Source organism: Acinetobacter sp. CIP 64.7, assembly GCF_000369745.1.
GTDB classification, from domain to species: Bacteria; Pseudomonadota; Gammaproteobacteria; order Pseudomonadales; family Moraxellaceae; genus Acinetobacter; species Acinetobacter fasciculus.
Genome location: NZ_KB850177.1, coordinates 235,143 through 254,161, shown reverse-complemented (window position 1 = coordinate 254,161; position 19,019 = coordinate 235,143). Strand labels below are relative to the sequence as shown.

Below are 19,019 nucleotides of genomic sequence, written 5' to 3'. Positions count from 1 at the left end.
ACACAGACTGGGGTCATAGCTCAGTTGGTAGAGCGCTACAATGGCATTGTAGAGGTCAGGAGTTCGATCCTCCTTGACTCCACCAAATCAAGTCTTGCTTTAGCTGTGTTATTTGCCTCAATTGTCCCTATCGTCTAGAGGCCTAGGACATCGCCCTTTCACGGCGGTAACCGGGGTTCGAATCCCCGTAGGGACGCCATATTCAAGATGACCATAATATATTATGGTCATCTTATAAAAAACCCAAGCATCGCGACTTGGGTTTTTTATTGCCTGTATATTTTATGTTGGGCAATATTTCGGTTTCTTCGCATCTTCCGATAAAATAATCAGTAATTTAGAATTTTGGAGTTGTAATGCAATATCGTTGCCCTAAGTGTCAAAGCCCGAAAATCATGCCAGTGGCCCAGCCAGGTCAAGCAGCTCCACGTCCAGTGGTTCCTAAAAGCTTAATGTTTCTGGTTCCTGCCCTGTTCCTGTTGCTATTGCTGGTGATTATTAGCATCGCGATGTGGATTTTTGGCGATGGTGCAGGTACCACTTTACAGACTGCGACTGTGATCGTCTTTATTCTTTCTTTGATCGCAGGCTTTATGTTCTATAAGGACTTACCTGATTTTAAAATTTCAATGCAGGCATTCATGCAAACCCAAAAGAAATGGAAATGCCGTGAATGTAATCATGAGTGGGAAATCTAATTTACCCTCCACAATATAATAAACATAAAAAAACCAGCCCTGAGGCTGGTTTTTTTATTTACAAAAGTCGGAGATGATTAAACACCGATTTTGCGATATTTTTGACGCTTCGCTACAAGATCATCACCATCACGCTTACGGCGATATTCTTCAAACTCAGCATAGTTACCGGTGAAGAATTCAGGTGTTTCACCTTCGAATGACAAGATGTGCGTTGCAATACGGTCCAGGAACCAACGGTCATGCGAGATCACCATCACAGTACCTGGGAATACCAGAATGGCATCTTCAAGTGCACGCAAGGTTTCGATATCCAAGTCGTTTGATGGTTCATCGAGTAGGATAACGTTTGCGCCCATTTGCAGGATTTTCGCAAGTTGTAAACGGTTACGCTCACCACCTGACAATTGACCTACGCGTTTTTGCTGATCTTGGCCTTTGAAGTTAAAGCGACCGATATACGCACGTGATGCAATTTCGTATTCGCCAATCTTCAAGATATCTAAACCACCAGACACTTCTTCCCAGACAGTTTTGTTGTTGTCTAGCGTGTCACGGATCTGACCGACATAAGCCACTTTAACCGATTCACCCAGCGTTACCGTACCGGTATCTGGTTGCTGTTCGCCAGTCATCATACGGAATAGCGTGGTTTTACCCGCACCATTCTCACCCACGATACCCACAATGGCAGCAGGTGGTACTGTGAACGTTAAATCTTTGTACAGTAAACGATCACCAAACGACTTGCTGATACCTTCAACTTCTACAACCTTGTTGCCCAAACGTGGACCAGGTGGAATGTAGATTTCAGAGGTTTCGTTACGCTGCTGGAATTCGCGTGAGTTAAGCTCTTCAAAACGCTCCATACGCGCTTTGTTTTTCTTTTGCTGACCTTTGGCATTTGAACGAACCCATTCAAGTTCTTTTTTCAATGCTTTAGCAAAAGATTCTTCCTGCTTGTTCTCTTGCTCTAAACGGGCATTTTTCTGCTCAAGCCAAGAAGAATAGTTACCTTGATACGGAATACCCATACCACGGTCAAGCTCAAGAATCCATTCAGCTACGTTATCCAGGAAGTAACGGTCATGCGTAATCGCGACGATGGTACCCGGGAAATCTTTCAAGAAACGTTCCAACCAAGATACAGAAGAAGCATCTAAATGGTTCGTCGGTTCGTCTAGAAGCAACATGTCTGGTTTAGACAGAAGTAAGCGGCAAAGTGCCACACGACGACGTTCACCACCTGAAAGCTTAGATACGTCTGCATCCCAGGCAGGCAAGTTCAATGCTGCAGCCGCTTGATCCATCTGGTTGGCAAGGTTATGCGCATCCCAGGTCTGGATAATTGCTTCAAGCTTCTCTTGCTCTTTCGCAAGTGCATCGAAATCTGCATCTTCTGCTGCATATTCAGCAAAGACTTCATCCAGACGCGCTAAAGCATCAAGCGGTTCACGCAAACCATCTTCGACGTTACCACGAACGTCTTTGGTTTCATCTAAAGGTGGTTCTTGCTCCAGATAACCGATTTTTGTACCCGGTTGCGCACGTGCCTCACCAGAGAAATCTTTATCTACGCCCGCCATAATACGAAGCAAGGTAGATTTACCTGCACCGTTTAAACCAAGCACACCAATTTTAGCGCCTGGGAAAAATGATAAGGAGATGTCTTTCAGGATTTCGCGCTTAGGCGGAACCATCTTCGACACTCGGTTCATCGTGTAAATATATTGGGCCACGTAGGACTCCTCAACTGAAAAACCAAATGGGGTTAAAACAACCACCCCAGCTCAAAAATGAGCGAAAAAATAATCGGCTATTATACGCAGAAAGCTGCGAAAACATAAGCCATTGCCATGAACTTCAATGCATTGTTACAAGTTTATTGATGATGTTTTTTTAAACAGTTGTTTTCAGTAAAATAAACGACTCAAATCCAGGTCGATATATGAATATTTCATATATTTATTTCAATAAAATTGCACTTTTACTCATATGTGAAAATGCTACACTCAAGCCATAAACTTAAACAAGAAGATCAAACAGAATGAGTTATAAAGCAGAAACCCTTGCGATTCATGCAGGTTATACCCCAGAAGCAACCACCAAAGCTGTTGCAGTGCCGATTTACCAAACCACGTCTTATGCCTTTGACAATACTCAACATGGGGCCGATCTCTTTGATTTAAAGGTTCAGGGCAATATCTATACCCGAATTATGAACCCGACCACTGCGGTTCTGGAACAACGTGTCGCAGCACTGGAAGGTGGAATTGGCGCGCTGGCTTTGGCCTCTGGCATGGCTGCGATTACTTATGCGATTCAGACCATTGCGGAAGCGGGTGACAACATTGCTTCTGTGTCAACGCTATATGGCGGTACCTATAACCTCTTTGCCCATACCCTACCAAAACAGGGCATTGAAGTCCGTTTCTTTGATTATGAAAAGCCGGAAAGTCTGCGTGACTTGATTGATGAAAAAACCAAACTGGTCTTTGTCGAATCGATTGGTAATCCACTGGGTAATATTATTGATCTGGAAGCCATTGCTAAAATTGCACATGAATATGGCGTACCGGTGATTGTCGACAATACCGTTGCCACCCCAGTACTACAAAAATCTTTCGACTTTGGTGCGGATATTGTGGTGCATTCCCTGACCAAATATATCGGTGGTCATGGCAATTCAATTGGCGGCATTATTGTGGATAGCGGCAAATTCCCGTGGGGTAAATACCCTGAACGTTTCCCTGCCCTGAATACGCCTGATCCAAGCTACCATGGCGTGAACTATGTCGAAGTTTTGGGGGAAGCAGCATATATCGCACGTGCGCGTGTAGTGCCACTGCGTAATACCGGCGCTGCGATCAGTCCGCAGAATGTGTTTTTGATTCTGCAAGGTCTGGAAACTTTAAGCTTGCGTATGGAACGTCATACCGAAAATGCACTGAAAGTCGCTGAATATCTGCAAAAACATCCTAAAGTGAAATGGGTCAATTACGCCGGCCTGAAAGATCACCCACAGCATGCCTTGGCACAGAAATATGTAAAAGGTAAACCTTCTGCCATTCTGACCTTTGGGGTAGAACATGGTCTCGAAGGCGGCACACGTTTTATTGATGCCCTGCAATTGTTCACCCGTCTGGTCAATATCGGCGACGCTAAAAGTCTGGCCTGCCATCCGGCGACTACTACGCATCGTCAGCTCAATGCCGAAGAGTTAAAATCGGCAGGCGTCAGTGAGGATATGGTGCGTTTATCCATTGGGATTGAACATAGTGATGACCTGATTGCCGATCTGGAACAGGCGCTGGCGGCCGTTTAAAAAGGTGCCCGAGCCGCTTCGAAAGCTCATCATTTTGGTGAGGTTTTTTTATTTATTTTCTAAAACAGCCACTTGCTTTACTTTTTATTTTCATGTTAAAAGTTAAATGAAAGAGTGAACAAAAATAGAGCAATTACTCTAATTTTTATTTTAATTTCAATACTTTAATTTATAGATTTTCCTGAAGAATTGGTTATCATATCTGGACTCACCTTCGCTCTCATCTTCTGTTAGAGCGCCATATACCTTTAATAAAAATAATTTGAACGCTGACTTCAAATTAGGGATAACAAACGTGAAAACTAGACTACACAAACAACTGGAAAAACGTGTTGCAGGTAAAACCGTCCTGATTACCGGTGCATCCAGCGGTATTGGTTTAACGACAGCACATCAACTGGCTGATGCAGGTGCCCATGTTTTACTGGTAGCCCGTACTCAAGAAACCCTAGAACAAGTAAAAGCAGACATTGAAGCCAAAGGCGGCAAAGCCTCAATCTTTCCATGCGATTTAAACAATATGGAGGCGATTGATGAGGTCTCCAAACAGATCATTGCCTCAGTCGATCATATTGATATTCTGATCAATAATGCGGGTCGTTCGATTCGTCGCGCCGTGCATGAATCGGTCGACCGCTTCCATGATTTTGAACGAACCATGCAGCTGAACTATTTCGGCGCCGTGCGTCTGGTCATGAATATCCTGCCGCAAATGATGATTCGTCGCGCGGGTCATATCATTAACATCAGTTCGATTGGCGTACTGGCCAATGCCACCCGTTTTTCGGCCTATGTTGCTTCAAAAGCTGCGCTGGATGCCTTTAGTCGCTGTCTGTCTGCAGAAGTACATTCGCATAAAATCGCCATCACCTCGATCTATATGCCTTTGGTACGCACTCCGATGATTGCACCAACCAAAATTTATAAATACGTCCCGACACTTTCTCCGGAACAGGCAGCTGACCTGATTGCCTATGCCATCGTGAAACGTCCGAAGAAAGTTGCGACCGGTTTGGGTCGTCTGGCCTCGATTACTTATTCGATTGCTCCGGATATCAACAATGTTCTGATGTCGATTGGTTATAACCTGTTCCCAAGTTCAAGTGCCTCTGTGGGTCAACCACAAAAATTAAATTTGGTGCAAAAAGCATATGCACGGCTGTTCCCGGGCGAACACTGGTAATTTTTACTGGGATAATTTCCTGAAAATACGAGCCGCCGATCGGGCGGCTTTTTTGATGTCTCAGTTTTAAATCTCTAGGTGAAAGCAAGCTCATCTGGATCACACACGACATAGCCTGTCTTTATCGACACAGATTTTTGCCGCAAATGCTGCGAGATCACGTACACTATCTGCGGATATTTCCTATCCGTATTTTTATATTTTGATTGAAATGATGGAAACCCTTATGAACAACGCGCAATGGCTCGATGAAGTAAAATTTAACGAACAAGGATTAGTCCCTGCCATTGCCCAGCATCATCAAACTGGTCGTGTCTTGATGGTGGCTTGGATGAATCGTGAAGCGCTGGCACTGACGGCTGAGAAAAACCAAGCCGTGTATTTCTCCCGTTCACGTAGCAAGTTATGGCATAAGGGCGAAGAATCAGGACATTTTCAAACGGTACATGAAATCCGTCTGGACTGTGATGCCGATGTAATTGTGCTGCAAATTGAACAGCATGGCGGCATTGCCTGCCATACCGGTCGCGAATCCTGTTTCTATCGCAAACTCACGCCAAATGGCTGGGAAATTGTCGATGCACAGTTGAAAGATCCCTCTGCGATTTATGGCGAAAAATCCACGAATCCGCATACGCTGGCGATGGAAGCGTCAACCGCCCAATCTGAACAGGTCGAAGTCTTGTCCTATCTGGGTCAGATGATGGCAGAACGCAAACAGGCCGATCCAGATTCATCTTATGTGGCCAAGTTGTACCATAAAGGCCTGAACAAGATTCTGGAAAAAGTCGGTGAAGAAAGCTTTGAGACCGTGCTGGCTGCCAAAGATTTCAACGCTCAGGTCTCTGAAGACAATAAAAATGATCTGATTTATGAGGTGGCAGATCTGTGGTTCCATACTATCGTCATGCTCGGCTATTTCGACCTGGATGTGCAATTGGTATTAAATGAACTGGCACGTCGCCAAGGCTTATCCGGCCTGGTTGAAAAAGCCAACCGTCAGCATTAAGCCTTGAATTCATCTGTGTCTGATTTAAAAAAACCGACCGCGACCTATGAGCAGGCCACTGCCATTGATAACGCACGTCTGGGTAAATCCTTTAAGGTGATTGCCTATGCGGGCACAGGTAAAACCACTACCCTGCAAATGATCAGTGATGCCATGCCACAAAGACGTGGCATGTATCTGGCTTTTAACAAGGCCATTGCCAGTGAAGCGCAGGCCAAGTTTCACCGAGGTGTCGATTGCCGCACTTTTCACTCGCTGGCGTTTCGCAGTGTTCCACGTGGAGTCACTGACAAACTGCGCTTGCCACGCTTGAGTCCAAGTTTTATTGCCAAAGAATACCGGCTTGAACCGATGACCATGCGCCGTATGATGGGTGGGCGTTATGAAAAATATGTATTGATGCCTTCTCGTCTGGCAAGTTTGGTTGCCAATGCGGTCGGCTATTTCTGCTCGACCAGTTCGCAGTATCCTGCCCCGCGGCATATTCAGGCGCCAAGCTGGCTGCATTCGGATGATATCGAGACTTTACAGAAGAAACTTTATCCGGCAGTCGAGCGACGCTGGTTAGAGTCGATTGATCCAAATCATCAGGCCGGCATCGGTCATGACATTTACCTGAAACTCTGGGCGCTGTCTGAACCGAATATCCCGGCCGATTATGTGCTATTCGATGAGGCACAGGATGCCGATCCCTTAATGCTGGGGATTTTGCTGAAACAGCGCAGCACCCAGGTGATTTATGTCGGAGACGCGCATCAGCAGATTTATGCCTGGCGTGGTGCAGTCAATGCCATGCAGCAACTGCCCTTACCAGAATCACGTCTGACCACCTCATTTCGTTTCGGTCCTGAAATTGCCCTGAATGCCAATGCCATTTTAGGTGCCTTAAATGAAACTGTGCCTTTACTCGGCAATCCGCAATTAGACTCTAAAGTCGTGAATAAACCGCATACCAAAATGCGCGATGCAATTTTATGCCGGACCAATGCCCGCGCCATGGAATTGTTATTAGCGGGTTTAGTTCGTGGTGATAAAGTCAGCCTGCAAGCCGACCATGTCAAACTGAATCGTTTTGTCGATGCGGCTGCCATGCTGAAACAGGGCAAACGTGTGGTTGATGTGCCGGAACTAGCCTGGTTCAACTCCTGGCATGATGTCCATGAATATTGTGAAACCAATGAAGGTAGTGACATCAAGCCACTGGTCAAACTGGTGGACGAACATGGGACTGATCCACTAAAGAAAGCCCTGGCTAAAATCACCCCAATTGCCCAAGCCGATTATATTATTTCCACGGTACACAAGGCCAAAGGTCTGGAATGGGATCGGGTTCATATTGAAGATGACTATCAATTTAAGCTGAATGAAAAAGACCATAAAATTAGTGATGAAGAATTAAGATTACTTTACGTGGCCTGTACACGTGCTAAAGTGAGTTTAAATATTCATCACATTTATGACCTGATTCAGCAACTGAAGATCAAAATGCCACAGTCGCTTCGGCAGGCAGTCGGTTAAAGTGCATGGCATGGATGTAAACCTCATAGGACAGGTGATCTATGCACATCCAAGCGTTTCAACTGAAACATACCCTGCATTTTTCCGACATTCAGCTTCAGTTTAATTATCCGCAATGCCCGGTCACCTTGATTCTGGGCAATCAGGGAACTGGCAAAACTACGCTTTTACGTTTTAGCTATCAGGCACTGACCTGGTTTGCAGCCCGTTATCGCGACAGCCGTGCTGCCGGTCTTGTGATGCAAGATCAGGACATCATGCAAAACCGGCTGCAATCCAAAATTGACATCCGGATTGGTTTTCCTGAAGAGATGGGCAGCTTGCCAGAATCCAGTCAGTCTGAGCCTGCGAACCTACAAAGCTGTTCATGGCAAATCTACAAGACCCTAAACAGTCAGGGTCTGGGTTTTAGCAAAGCAGAAACCTCACAGCTTGAAAGCATGCTCAGCCTGTATCACAAAGCCCGCTTGCACGATCCCCTGCTCGGTTTGCCGCTAATTGCCTATTATCCTGCTGAACGCTTTACCAATGAAGTCAATCTGCTCAGCAAAAATAACCCGGCCATTCTCCAGTCTGCACATGCTTATGAAATCGCTGCGATTCCTTTCACCACCTTTGCTCGTTTTTTTGAATGGTTTCGTGAAATCAGTGATATTGAAAATGCGCAAAGTGCCAAGATTATGGACCAGATTTTGGCGCGTGCCTTGCAGCAGCCTGAAAACAGTCGCGGAGATGAACTGGCTCGGCAGATCGAGAAAGCCCAGGCACATCTGCATGCACCAAATCTCACCGCTTTAAAACAGGCCCTGTCGCTGATCATGCCAGAAGTCAGCCAGATATATTTAAAATACCAGCCCAAGCTGCAACTGATGGTAACCTATCAGCAACAGACCTTTAGCTTCCAGCAACTGCCCAACAGTATCCGCAACTGGATTGCGCTGGTGGGTGATATTGTGCGGCGTCTTTGTCTATTGAATCCCAATAGTTTATTTCCATGTCAGGAAGGTACAGGTGTTTTACTGATTGATGCGATTGATCATCAACTGGATCAGGAGATGGCAGCAGTAATCCTGTCACGCCTGCATCAGGCTTTTCCTAACTTGCAGATTATTGCGACCGGCAACCGGCCTGAATTACTGGAACAGGCACACGCCTTTCAATGTCTGAAACTGGAAAATAAACAGCTGCACCCCATTCATCTTGAAAGTATGAAAACCCAGTTTGATCAGATCTACGCAGAGCTGGAACTGCAGCGAAATAAAGATATCTCGCCCGAAGATACTTTATTGGAAACGGTCACCGAACCCATCACACCGCTTGCTGTATTGCAAATGATTCAACAACAGTTAAATCCGGAACAGCAACAAGAATTGCTCGCTTTACTTGCTCAGGAGCATCATCCGACGCTACCTCAGTCGCTCTAAACAGATTCAAAAAAATAAGAGCGACTGTTTGAGTAAACAAGGAAGCCTTTTCAGCATTCTCTTTTTGCCCTGATTAAACTATTTTGAGTCAAATTTACAATCAATGCCTGCAATTTAATCTTAATTTTCGGTCACTTCTGGATGATCTGTTTAAGCATGCAGCGCCTGTTAAAACCGAGCCGGCGTATAATTTATAAGTTCTACATAAAAACGTTGATGTTGTTGTTATCCTGTAATATGATCGGTTTTATTTGCGAATTTCATTGTAAAATCGGAATTTGCTATCGTTTATAAGTTGCGCAATACAACTGTTTTATATTCTTTTTGAATATTCTTTTGGCTTTCAAGATTGAGAAGTTTGGGTCGCTCCTTGTGGTTCTGTAGTCCTTGAAAGATAAAGATTCACCTTAGGTTGGTCAAAACCTAAATCATGACAATGGATACGAGTGTGCTGCCGATTATTATATTGTTACCGTTAGTATTAGGCACAACCCTTGTCTCGTGGCTGAAGCAATTTTCGCGCGGGGTAACGGCTTTAGGGGCAATTGGTGTCAGCCTCAGCAGTTTCTTATTATTATTGAGTCAGGCGCCTGCCATATTTGACGGCGCAGTGATGACCCAGACCTGGTCCTGGCTGCCCCAGCTCGGCATCGATTTCAGTTTTCGCCTGGATTCTCTGGGACTGCTGTTTGCCTTGCTGATCAGCGGAATTGGTACCCTGATTTATATTTATGCCTATTATTACCTTAATCCAAAAAATTCACTGAGCAAACTGTATCTCCTGCTGATGCTGTTTATGGCGGCGATGCTCGGAATTTCATTGTCGAATAACCTGATTATCTTATTGGTTTTCTGGGAACTAACCAGTATTTCCTCCTTCTTGCTGGTAGGTTACTGGAGCAATTACGAAGCGGCACAACGTGGCTCACGTATGGCCCTGACCATTACCGGAATGGGTGGTCTGGCGATGCTGGGCGGTTTTGTCCTGCTCGGTCAAATTACCGGCACCTATCAGCTTGATCAAATCCTGATGATGACTGAACAGATTCAGTCCCATCATTTATTTGTTCCAACCTTGTTGCTGATTTTACTCGGCGCCTTTACCAAAAGTGCGCAGTTCCCGTTTCACTTCTGGTTGCCCAATGCCATGGCTGCACCGACACCGGTCTCTGCCTATTTGCACTCGGCCACCATGGTCAAAGCCGGTTTATTCCTGGTAGCACGTTTGCTCCCGATCTTTGCCGGTGCTGCACTGTTTCATAATATTGTGACCTTTGTTGGTCTGTTTACCCTGTGCATGGCCGCCTTCTTTGCCATTTTTAAGGAAGACCTGAAAGGCTTGCTCGCCTATTCCACCATCAGCCATTTAGGTCTGATCATGTGTCTGCTCGGGATTGGTTCACCATTGGCTGTTGCAGCAGCGATTTTCCATATTATTAACCATGCCACCTTTAAAGCGGCACTGTTTATGATTGCCGGCATCATCGATCATGAATCCGGGACTCGTGACTTACGTAAACTGTCTGGCCTATGGCAATTACTGCCATTTACCGCCACGCTGACCATGATCACGGCAGCATCCATGGCGGGTGTACCGTTGACCAATGGTTTCCTGTCTAAGGAAATGTTCTTTACCGAACTGGTCGCCAGTTTAAGTGGTCCACTTATGGTCGGCTCTGCTATTGTCGCGACACTGGCCGGGATTTTTGCGGTGGCTTATTCCATTCGACTGGTGCATGGAGTCTTTTTCGATGGTCCGCTAGGCAAGCAGGTCCCGAATAAAGATGCACATGAACCTGCCTTTGGTATGCGCGCACCGGCCACTTTGTTAGCAATTTTATGTATTTTAGTCGGTCTATTACCGGCTCTTCTGGTGGAAAAAATTGTCAACAGCACTACTCAAGCCACCACCCAGAATTTTGCCTTTGAAGGCACTCATCTGGCGCTTTGGCATGGTTTCAACCTGCCCCTTCTGATGAGTGTGATTTCTCTGCTCGGCGGAATAATCTTTTACTTTTCTCTCGCCAAAGGTGGCGCCTTACGTGAAATCGACCTGGATCCAAAACTGGGCCGCTTACAGGGCCGAGTGCTGTTCGACCTGTTTTTGAAAAATTTGCTGCTGAATTCACGCCGTTTCCGCCGTGCCACTGAAAATGGCAAATTGCAAAGCTATTTATTGTGGATTGTAATTTTTACCGTCGGGCTGGTGGGGTTCCCATTACTCAGCAATGCAGTGGGTACGGGTACACGCGAGCTGACCCATGCCCCTGCCCTGGCGATTATCTTGTGGTTACTGCTGTTCTCTGCCTGCTGGATGCTGCTGTGGTTCCATCATGAGCGGATTAAAGCGGTACTGATTAGCGGTGCAGTCGGCCTGGTCGTCACCATGGTCTTTATCGGCTTCTCGGCGCCCGATCTGGCATTGACCCAGATTACGGTCGATGTGGTCACCACGGTTCTACTACTGATGAGTTTATCTTTACTGCCTCAGTTAACACCGTATGAATCGAGTCCGACCCGTCGCTGGCGTGATGCCATTATTGCCTTGGGCGGCGGTCTCGGGATTGCGGCAATTGCCTGGCTGATCATGACCCGTGATCACAATTCCATTTCATGGTTCTTCCTGCAACAGTCGATTCCACTGGGCGGCGGAACCAATGTCGTGAATGTAATTCTGGTCGATTTCCGTGGTTTCGATACCTTCGGCGAAATTACTGTACTCGGCATTGCAGCGATTGGTGTACTCAGCCTGATGGATGGCATGCGTGCGCATGGCACCACCATGACCCAGGGCCTGACCTATCGTTTTAACCCATCCCCGCTGATGTTGCGTATTACCGCATCCTGGATTTTGCCGGTCGCGCTGGTAGTCAGCCTGTATATCTTTATGCGTGGCCATAACCTGCCGGGCGGTGGTTTTATTGCCGGACTAGTGACTTCACTGGCACTTATTATTCAATATATCGCAGTGGGACAGGACAAAACCGAACAGTTGCTTGGCGCCAAATCCGGTCGCCTGTATGAAATCTGGATCGGGATCGGCTTAACGATTGCAGGATTGACTGGAATCGCAGCCTGGTTCTGGTCACGTCCATTCCTGACCAGTGCACATATTTATGTCTCTCCGCCAATGATTGGAGAAATGCATTTGGCTTCGGCTGCGCTGTTTGATGTTGGCGTCTATGTCACTGTTGTGGGTGCAACGATGCTGATGATTTCAGTCTTGGGCGATTCACGTCACTCAAGCATGACTGGCCCTGTACCAAGAGGATAATAGAATGATCAGTTTAGAATTTTTATTAGCCTCTGCGATTGGCCTGCTGACGGCCACAGGCATTTATCTGATCCTACGTGCCCGTACCTTCCCGGTAGTGTTGGGTCTCGCCATGATTGGTTATGCAGTCAACCTGTTTTTATTTGCCATGGGCCGAATTCAGATGAATTCGCCTGCAGTATTGACTGAAGCCTCGAAAGTGACCGATCCCCTTCCTCAGGCACTGGTGCTGACAGCCATCGTGATTGGCTTTGCCACCACTGCCTTTATTGTCCAACTGGCATTGCGTAGCCGCTACGAATCAGGAACAGACCACGTTGACTCCAAAGAAGAAATACCAAATCTTGACCCGCGCGAGGATGAGCCTTAATGACTGATCTTCTCAATTTCTGGAATCAACATACCCCTATTTTCAGTATTCTTTTACCGGCCTTTACCGCTTTTGTCCTGGTTCTTTTAGGCAACCCGGGTTCAGGCTCTCTGGCGACGGACTGGCGTCAGCCCTGGCGTCGGGGTATCAGCTATGTCTCAAGTATCTTGGGCCTGATCATTGCTGTCAGCTATTTAGTAGACAGTAGTCAGGGTCAGATCAATGTTTATACGCTGGGCGAATGGGTCGCACCTTTTGGTATTGTACTGGTTCTCGATCAGCTCTCTGCGATGATGCTGGTTTTGACCTATGCCCTTGCAGTGCCGGTGCTCTGGTATGCCAGTAAAGAATGGGATATGCGTGGGCGTTATTTCCATGCCATGGTACATTTCCTGCTCATGGGTTTGACCGGTGCCTTCCTGACCGGTGACCTGTTTAACCTGTTCGTGTTTTTTGAAATATTGTTGATGGCATCCTATGTACTACTGCTACATGGACAAGGCAAGGCCCGTTTCCAGCTGGGAATCCATTACGTCACCATCAACCTGTTTGCTTCTGCCCTGTTCCTGATTGGACTCGGGATGATTTATGGCAGTGTCGGCAGTCTGAATATGGCAGATGTGGCCCGCTTGATGCCTACCCTCGCTGAAGATCAGCACAAGCTGGCGGTTGCTGGTGGATTAATGCTGTTTGTCGTGTTTGGAATTAAAGCAGCGATGTTACCGCTCGGCTTCTGGTTACCCAAAACCTATGCCGTAGCCACCACACCTGTGGCAGCACTCTTTACCATTATGACCAAAGTCGGGGTGTATGCAATTTTACGGATTAATGGAACTGTTTTTGATGATGAATACAGCCACCAGATTCTGATGAATTGCCTGCTGGTGATTGGTCTGATTACGTCGGTTTATGGCGTGATTTGTGCAATCGGCACAGAACGTCTGCGCCGTTTTATCGGCTTTATGGTGCTGTCTTCAGTCGGAACAATTCTGGTAGCAATCGGTATGAATACGACTGCAGCCTGGGCCGGTGCATTGTATTATATGGTGCACAGTACCCTGATTGGCGCAGCCTTTTATATCCTGTCAGGCTGGATTACCTCACAGCGCGGCGAATTTAAGGATCATTTTAAAATCGCGCCACTGATGAAACAGAACAAGCTGGTTTCGATTGTCTATTTCATCATTGCCTTGATGATGGCAGGCCTGCCACCGTTTAGTGGTTTCTTCGGTAAAGTCTTTATTTTGCAGGCTTCTGCCAATTCAGACTATCAGATGATTATTATCCTGACCATTTTATTGGTAAGCTTCCTCAGTATTCTGGCCTTTACCAGGGTTGGTTTCGTGCTGTTCTGGCGTTCGACCAGACCTGAGGATGACCTTAATTCTGAAGATTTTCACAAATATGAAGCTTTACCAAGTAAGGCACCGGCACGTAATGATCGTGTAATCTATCTATTGCTTGCTGGCCTGACTGCCTATGTGGTGTTTGCCGGACCGATCTATCAATATAATTATCAGACTGCGGAACAGATTAAAAATAATCCGGTTTATGAAGCTGCCTTGTTAAAACGCGATGCAGAAGGCCAGTTTATTAGTGTGCAACCTTTTGATCCAAGCTATTTACCTGAAACCAAGTACGGTGGTGAGACAGTCGATCCGAATGCACATCTGGTTCCTTATACGATTTCGGAAGCCACTCTGGAAGGTGAAAATATTTCTGAATTCAAGCAACGCCAGATTGATCAGCAGTATGTTGAACAAAACAGATATGATGATAATCAACTTAAACCGGTGGAGGGACCTTAATGGCTGTATCATTCCTGCAACGTTGGTTCCCGCATCCGCTAGTTTCTGTGATCGTTGGGCTAAGCTGGATTCTACTGGCACATAATCTGGAAGCTGGAACATTGCTTTTCGCGCTGGTTCTGGCGATTGTCATTCCGAAAATGGTTGCACCTTTTATTGACTATACCCCGAATATCCAGTGGGCTCCTGCCGTGCGCCTTTTCTTTGTCGTGGTTTGGGATATTGTAGTAGCCAATATTAAAGTCGCAAAACTGGTACTTGGTCCAACCAAGAACCTGCATCCAAAATGGTTTCGCGTGCCTTTGGAAACCGAGCATGAGGAAGTCAATGCCTTGCTGGCAATGATCATTACCACAACGCCCGGTACAGTATCTGCAGGCATTGATCAGGATCGTGGTGATATTCTGGTTCATGCCTTAAGCACAGAGGATGAAGCAGCAGAAATCGAAACAATCAAACAGCGCTACGAACAGCCTCTGATTGAAATTTTCAGCGCACAGACAGGAGAAAAAGCATGACTATTCTGCCTTATGCATTAATGATTTGCCTAGGTGCTATCACTGTCTCGATGTTACTCTGCCTGATCCGACTCATCACTGGCCCTTCTATCGTGGATCGTCTGTTGGCACTCGACACCCTGTTCCTGAATGCCACCTGTCTGATTGTCATTTTAGGGATTTACTGGAGTAGCAGCTTCCTGTTTGAAGGGGCCTTACTGGTTGCGATGCTTGGCTTTGTTTCGACTACAGCCTTGGCACGTTATTTCACCACTGGCCATGTGATCGACTAGGAGTTTTTAAATGTCCTTAATTTTAGAAATACTGGTGTCGATTTTTTTATTGATTGGTGCTTTCTTTATGTTGGTCGGCGGGATCGGTATGGTCCGTCTGCCCGATCTGTTTATGCGTCTGCACGCCCCGACCAAATCCAGTACTTTGGGCCTGGGCAGCTTTTTGATGGCCTCAATTCTGTTCTCGGCCATATATGGCCGTTTCGGTTTTGCTGAAGTGCTCATCACCCTGTTCGCCTTCATTACCGCACCGGTATCTGCCAATCTGATGGCACAGGCTGCATTACATTTGCGTTTACGCTCTTTGAGTGGCGAGGTTCCGGAAACGCTGGAACGCCCTCTGCCTTGGCAGCGCTCACGCCGTCGTACCTTTTATGAAAAGAAAATCAATCGTAATGATGATTTCGATTAATTGAGCAAGCAATTCAAGTTCTTTTAAATCTAAAAAAATCTAGAGATAAAAAAAGCCACCCGAAGGTAGCTTTTTTAGTCCTAAGACTTATTCATCATCTTTTTTTGCTTCAGCTTCAGGTAAGTCCTTCACTGCTTCAGCGATCAGACCAAACATATAGTTACCATATGCATTGGTCTTATCATAATGGAAACGTAGACGAGGCGTAATACGGGTTTTGATACGACGACTCAGCTCATGGCGCAAGAAACCAGATGCTTTGTTCAACACATCCAAAGTTTCTTTATTGGCTTCTTGGCTTTGCTCATCGCCAAGTTCACGTCCCATCACAGTGACATAAACTTCCGCATATCCCAGGTCTGGGCTCACCTTCACCGCAGAGATGGTCACGAGACCACCTAAGCGTGGATCTTTCAGCTCCTGACGGATCAGTTCTGACAACTCGCGTTGTACTGTATCCGCCATACGCTTCAGACGTTGACTACCCGCCATTAAAGACTCCGTTTAATCAGTTGAACATCGTACACTTCGATCTTATCAAGTGCTTTGATGTCTTTATAGCCTTTCACCGCAAGACCACATTCCATACCGGCACGAACTTCTTCAACCACTTCTTTGTAGCGACGAAGAGATTCAAGCTCGCCCTGGAACACAACCACATCATCACGTAATACGCGAATCGGTTTGTTACGATGCAATACGCCTTCAAGTACCATACAGCCCGCAGCCGCACCAAACTTACTTGAGTGGAATACTTCACGTACTTGTGCAACACCCAGAATCGTTTCACGATGTTCTGGTGCAAGCTTACCGCTCATTGCTGCTTTCACATCATCAATCAATTGATAGATGATTGAGTAGTAACGAATGTCGATACTGTCTGCATCTGCTTTTTGACGCGCAGCGTTGTCCGCACGTACGTTAAAGCCGAGTAGAACTGCTTCTGAAGATTCAGCCAGTGTCACGTCAGACTCAGTGATCGCACCTACACCAGAACCGATGATACGTACTTTAACTTCATCAGTCGCAAGCTCAGCAAGTGCTACATGCAAGGCTTCCAAGGTACCGCGTACGTCAGTTTTCAACACAACATTTACGATAGGCACATCTTTCTTGCCCATAGACGCCATGATGTTTTCAAGACGCATTGCAGATTGACGCTCAAGACGTTTTTGACGTTCACGATCCATACGCGCATCGGCAACTTCACGTGCTTTCTTCTCATCGCTGACCACAAGAACTTCGTCACCTGCCATTGGCGCTTCTGGAAGACCCAGAATTTCCACTGGAATCGAAGGACCTGCAGATTTGATACGCTGACCATTTTCATCCGTCATCGCACGAACGCGACCATAAGATGAACCGGCAAGAACAAGATCACCTACTTTCAATGTACCGTTTTGAACCAGAATAGATGTTACTGCACCACGGCTGTTATCTACGCGTGCTTCAATTACGACACCTTGTGCAGCACCTTCTTCAGATGCCTTAAGCTCTAGAAGTTCAGCTTGAATCGAAATAATATCAAGAAGTTCATCAATGCCTTGACCAGTATGTGCAGAAACCATTGCCACTGGAACGTCACCACCCCATTGTTCTGGCACGATTTCTTTCACAGTCAATTCATTCAATACGCGATCTGGATCAGCAGATTCTTTATCCATCTTGTTGATTGCAACAATGATTGGTGTACCTGCAGCACGTGCATGGTCAATTGCTTCTGCAGTTTGTGGCATTACACCATCATCTGCTGCAACAACCAGAACCACGATATCTGTTGCTTTCGCACCACGTGAACGCATTGCAGTAAATGCTGCGTGTCCCGGAGTATCAAGGAATGTAATCATACCTTTATCAGTAGTTACATGGTAAGCACCGATATGCTGTGTGATACCGCCCGCTTCGCCAGCAGCCACTTTTGCACGACGAATACGGTCAAGCAGCGATGTTTTACCATGGTCAACGTGACCCATAATGGTAACAACAGGCGCACGCGTAGATTGCGCACCACGTGCTTCTTCAGCTGCTTCAAGCAAGTTATCTTCAGCTTGTGTATCAGAAACCAGTACCGGATTATGGCCCATTTCTTCCACAACAAGTGCAGCAATTTCTTGATCAATCGCCTGGTTCTGAGTAACCAATTCACCCATTTTCATGAGTGATTTAATCACTTCACGAACCTTAACTGCCATTTTCGCAGCTAAGTCAGCAACGACAATCGTTTCACCGATTTCAACATCGTAAACCTGTTTTTTCACAGGTTTTTCGAAGCCGTGCTTGTTGCCTTGACTGGTTTTTAAACCGCGCTTAGGCTGTTTGCTGAAGCTTTGCTCTTCCTGACCACGACGACCACCTTTTTTCGGTGCACGCGCGCTCGGCGTATTCGTACCACGTTTGATTTCGCGGTCTTCTTTCGCAAATGAGTCTTCATATGCCTGACCAACAAGACCGGCAGCCAGAGGAGAATCATCAACAACACGAATCGTTGCAGCAGTATCTTCCGCGGTGTACTTAGACGCCATTTGACGCATTTGTTCAAGCGTACGTTGCTGCGCTTCTTCAGCCGCTTTACGACGTGCTGCTTCTTCAACAGCTTTTAATTTTGCTGCTTCTGCTTCACGTGCCTTTTTCTGTTCAGCGGTTTCAGTTGGTTTAACAACTTGCTTCACAATCGGCTTGTTGGTTGATTTGCGTTTTACCACAACTGCAGCTTTAGAAACTTCTTGCTTGTCGCTGGTTTGCTTTGCAGCAGCACGCATCGCTTCTAGAGCTTTATTCGCGTTATTTACGCCAGTTTTTGGAGCTTCAGCAGAAGCAGCTTGTGCTGTATTCTGCTCAGGCGCAGCTTTGGCCTGTTGCTCAGCCTTGGCTTTCGCCAATGCTTCTGCTTTGATCTGCTCTGGATCCGGCTTAACAAATGTATGCTTCTTGCGAACTTCTACATTAATCGTTTTCGCCTTACCTGAAGTACTGGCTACTTTAGCCGTACTAGTCGTTTTACGTTTCAACGTGATTTGCCCTGCTTGGCTTTCTGAACCCTGTGACTTTTTCACATGGCTCATCAAGCTATCTTGTTGTTCGGTGGTAATAATATCGTCAGCTTTACGCTGTGGTAAACCTGCCTCACGAACCTGCTCTAGGAGCTTCTCAACTGGACTACCCACATTGAGGGCTAACTCTTTAATCGACTTGTCCGTCATATACTACC

The 19,019-nt window shown here is 46.3% G+C and carries 15 protein-coding genes and 2 tRNA genes; 14 read left to right on the top strand and 3 right to left on the bottom strand.

The genetic code is table 11. The annotated features are described in order from the left end of the window. The first annotated feature begins 9 nt into the window (after window positions 1–9). From F890_RS01215 to F890_RS01205, 3 genes are all read left to right on the top strand, one after another. A tRNA-Ala gene (locus F890_RS01215) sits at window positions 10–85 on the top strand. Between the two features lie 38 nt (window positions 86–123). Beyond that, window positions 124–199 (top strand) — tRNA-Glu (locus tag F890_RS01210). A 157-nt stretch (window positions 200–356) separates the two neighbouring features. Next, window positions 357–698 (top strand): membrane protein, encoded by a 342-nt coding sequence (locus F890_RS01205; protein WP_004281123.1) that lies wholly within the window; start codon window positions 357–359, stop codon window positions 696–698. 77 nt (window positions 699–775) lie between these two features. Here F890_RS01205 and ettA read toward each other — a convergent pair whose 3' ends face one another. After that, window positions 776–2,437 carry an energy-dependent translational throttle protein EttA gene (gene ettA / locus F890_RS01200; RefSeq protein ID WP_026056536.1) on the bottom strand — a complete coding sequence of 554 codons (1,662 nt, stop codon included), beginning with the start codon at window positions 2,435–2,437 and terminating at the stop codon, window positions 776–778. 308 nt (window positions 2,438–2,745) lie between these two features. Here ettA and F890_RS01195 point away from each other — a divergent pair, with 308 nt between their 5' ends. The 11 genes from F890_RS01195 (at window position 2,746) to F890_RS01145 (ending at window position 15,811) form a co-directional block, all read left to right on the top strand. After that, window positions 2,746–4,023: an O-acetylhomoserine aminocarboxypropyltransferase/cysteine synthase family protein gene (locus F890_RS01195; RefSeq protein ID WP_004732469.1), complete on the top strand. Its 1,278-nt coding sequence runs from the start codon at window positions 2,746–2,748 to the stop codon at window positions 4,021–4,023. Window positions 4,024–4,318: 295 nt separating this feature from the next. Continuing rightward, the gene (locus F890_RS01190; protein WP_005265513.1) at window positions 4,319–5,206 is read left to right on the top strand and encodes an SDR family NAD(P)-dependent oxidoreductase; all 888 of its coding nucleotides are present in this window, start codon (window positions 4,319–4,321) and stop codon (window positions 5,204–5,206) included. A gap of 226 nt (window positions 5,207–5,432) precedes the next feature. After that, window positions 5,433–6,215, top strand: coding sequence for a bifunctional phosphoribosyl-AMP cyclohydrolase/phosphoribosyl-ATP diphosphatase HisIE (hisIE, locus tag F890_RS01185; protein ID WP_005263919.1), 783 nt, complete (start codon window positions 5,433–5,435; stop codon window positions 6,213–6,215). A 15-nt stretch (window positions 6,216–6,230) separates the two neighbouring features. Continuing rightward, window positions 6,231–7,733 carry a 3'-5' exonuclease gene (locus F890_RS01180; protein WP_005265510.1) on the top strand — a complete coding sequence of 501 codons (1,503 nt, stop codon included), beginning with the start codon at window positions 6,231–6,233 and terminating at the stop codon, window positions 7,731–7,733. 41 nt (window positions 7,734–7,774) lie between these two features. Continuing rightward, window positions 7,775–9,157, top strand: a complete 1,383-nt coding sequence (locus F890_RS01175; RefSeq protein WP_005263922.1) for an ATP-binding protein — start codon at window positions 7,775–7,777, stop codon at window positions 9,155–9,157. 436 nt (window positions 9,158–9,593) lie between these two features. Next, window positions 9,594–12,431, top strand: a complete 2,838-nt coding sequence (locus F890_RS01170; protein WP_005101423.1) for a monovalent cation/H+ antiporter subunit A — start codon at window positions 9,594–9,596, stop codon at window positions 12,429–12,431. A gap of 4 nt (window positions 12,432–12,435) precedes the next feature. Continuing rightward, window positions 12,436–12,801: a Na+/H+ antiporter subunit C gene (locus F890_RS01165; RefSeq protein WP_004281114.1), complete on the top strand. Its 366-nt coding sequence runs from the start codon at window positions 12,436–12,438 to the stop codon at window positions 12,799–12,801. Further along, window positions 12,801–14,609: a monovalent cation/H+ antiporter subunit D gene (locus tag F890_RS01160; RefSeq protein WP_004281113.1), complete on the top strand. Its 1,809-nt coding sequence runs from the start codon at window positions 12,801–12,803 to the stop codon at window positions 14,607–14,609. The genes F890_RS01165 and F890_RS01160 overlap by 1 nt, the downstream gene beginning before the upstream one ends. After that, window positions 14,609–15,127 (top strand): Na+/H+ antiporter subunit E, encoded by a 519-nt coding sequence (locus tag F890_RS01155; protein ID WP_004281112.1) that lies wholly within the window; start codon window positions 14,609–14,611, stop codon window positions 15,125–15,127. Before F890_RS01160 ends, F890_RS01155 begins: the two co-directional genes overlap by 1 nt. Further along, complete coding sequence (locus F890_RS01150) at window positions 15,124–15,399, top strand: monovalent cation/H+ antiporter subunit F (RefSeq protein ID WP_004281111.1); 276 nt, start codon at window positions 15,124–15,126, stop codon at window positions 15,397–15,399. The genes F890_RS01155 and F890_RS01150 overlap by 4 nt, the downstream gene beginning before the upstream one ends. Window positions 15,400–15,409: 10 nt before the next feature. Further along, window positions 15,410–15,811: a Na+/H+ antiporter subunit G gene (locus F890_RS01145; protein ID WP_004281110.1), complete on the top strand. Its 402-nt coding sequence runs from the start codon at window positions 15,410–15,412 to the stop codon at window positions 15,809–15,811. Between the two features lie 87 nt (window positions 15,812–15,898). Here F890_RS01145 and F890_RS01140 read toward each other — a convergent pair whose 3' ends face one another. After that, on the bottom strand, window positions 15,899–16,303 hold the full coding sequence (locus F890_RS01140) for a ribosome-binding factor A (protein WP_004281108.1): 405 nt from the start codon (window positions 16,301–16,303) through the stop codon (window positions 15,899–15,901). After that, entirely contained in the window at window positions 16,303–19,011 is a 2,709-nt protein-coding gene (gene infB / locus F890_RS01135) for a translation initiation factor IF-2 (protein ID WP_004281106.1), read from the bottom strand. The genes F890_RS01140 and infB overlap by 1 nt, the downstream gene beginning before the upstream one ends. Window positions 19,012–19,019 lie beyond the last annotated feature (8 nt).

Excerpts from the sequence above, each read along its gene's own strand:
- F890_RS01140 (WP_004281108.1), bottom strand. The coding sequence starts at position 16,303 with ATGGCGGGTAGTCAACGTCTGAAGCGTATGGCGGATACAGTACAACGC.
- infB (WP_004281106.1), bottom strand. The coding sequence starts at position 19,011 with ATGACGGACAAGTCGATTAAAGAGTTAGCCCTCAATGTGGGTAGTCCA.
- F890_RS01175 (WP_005263922.1), top strand. The coding sequence starts at position 7,775 with ATGCACATCCAAGCGTTTCAACTGAAACATACCCTGCATTTTTCCGAC.
- F890_RS01165 (WP_004281114.1), top strand. The coding sequence starts at position 12,436 with ATGATCAGTTTAGAATTTTTATTAGCCTCTGCGATTGGCCTGCTGACG.
- F890_RS01195 (WP_004732469.1), top strand. The coding sequence starts at position 2,746 with ATGAGTTATAAAGCAGAAACCCTTGCGATTCATGCAGGTTATACCCCA.
- F890_RS01170 (WP_005101423.1), top strand. The coding sequence starts at position 9,594 with ATGGATACGAGTGTGCTGCCGATTATTATATTGTTACCGTTAGTATTA.
- F890_RS01205 (WP_004281123.1), top strand. The coding sequence starts at position 357 with ATGCAATATCGTTGCCCTAAGTGTCAAAGCCCGAAAATCATGCCAGTG.
- F890_RS01160 (WP_004281113.1), top strand. The coding sequence starts at position 12,801 with ATGACTGATCTTCTCAATTTCTGGAATCAACATACCCCTATTTTCAGT.
- hisIE (WP_005263919.1), top strand. The coding sequence starts at position 5,433 with ATGAACAACGCGCAATGGCTCGATGAAGTAAAATTTAACGAACAAGGA.
- F890_RS01145 (WP_004281110.1), top strand. The coding sequence starts at position 15,410 with ATGTCCTTAATTTTAGAAATACTGGTGTCGATTTTTTTATTGATTGGT.
- F890_RS01155 (WP_004281112.1), top strand. The coding sequence starts at position 14,609 with ATGGCTGTATCATTCCTGCAACGTTGGTTCCCGCATCCGCTAGTTTCT.
- F890_RS01150 (WP_004281111.1), top strand. The coding sequence starts at position 15,124 with ATGACTATTCTGCCTTATGCATTAATGATTTGCCTAGGTGCTATCACT.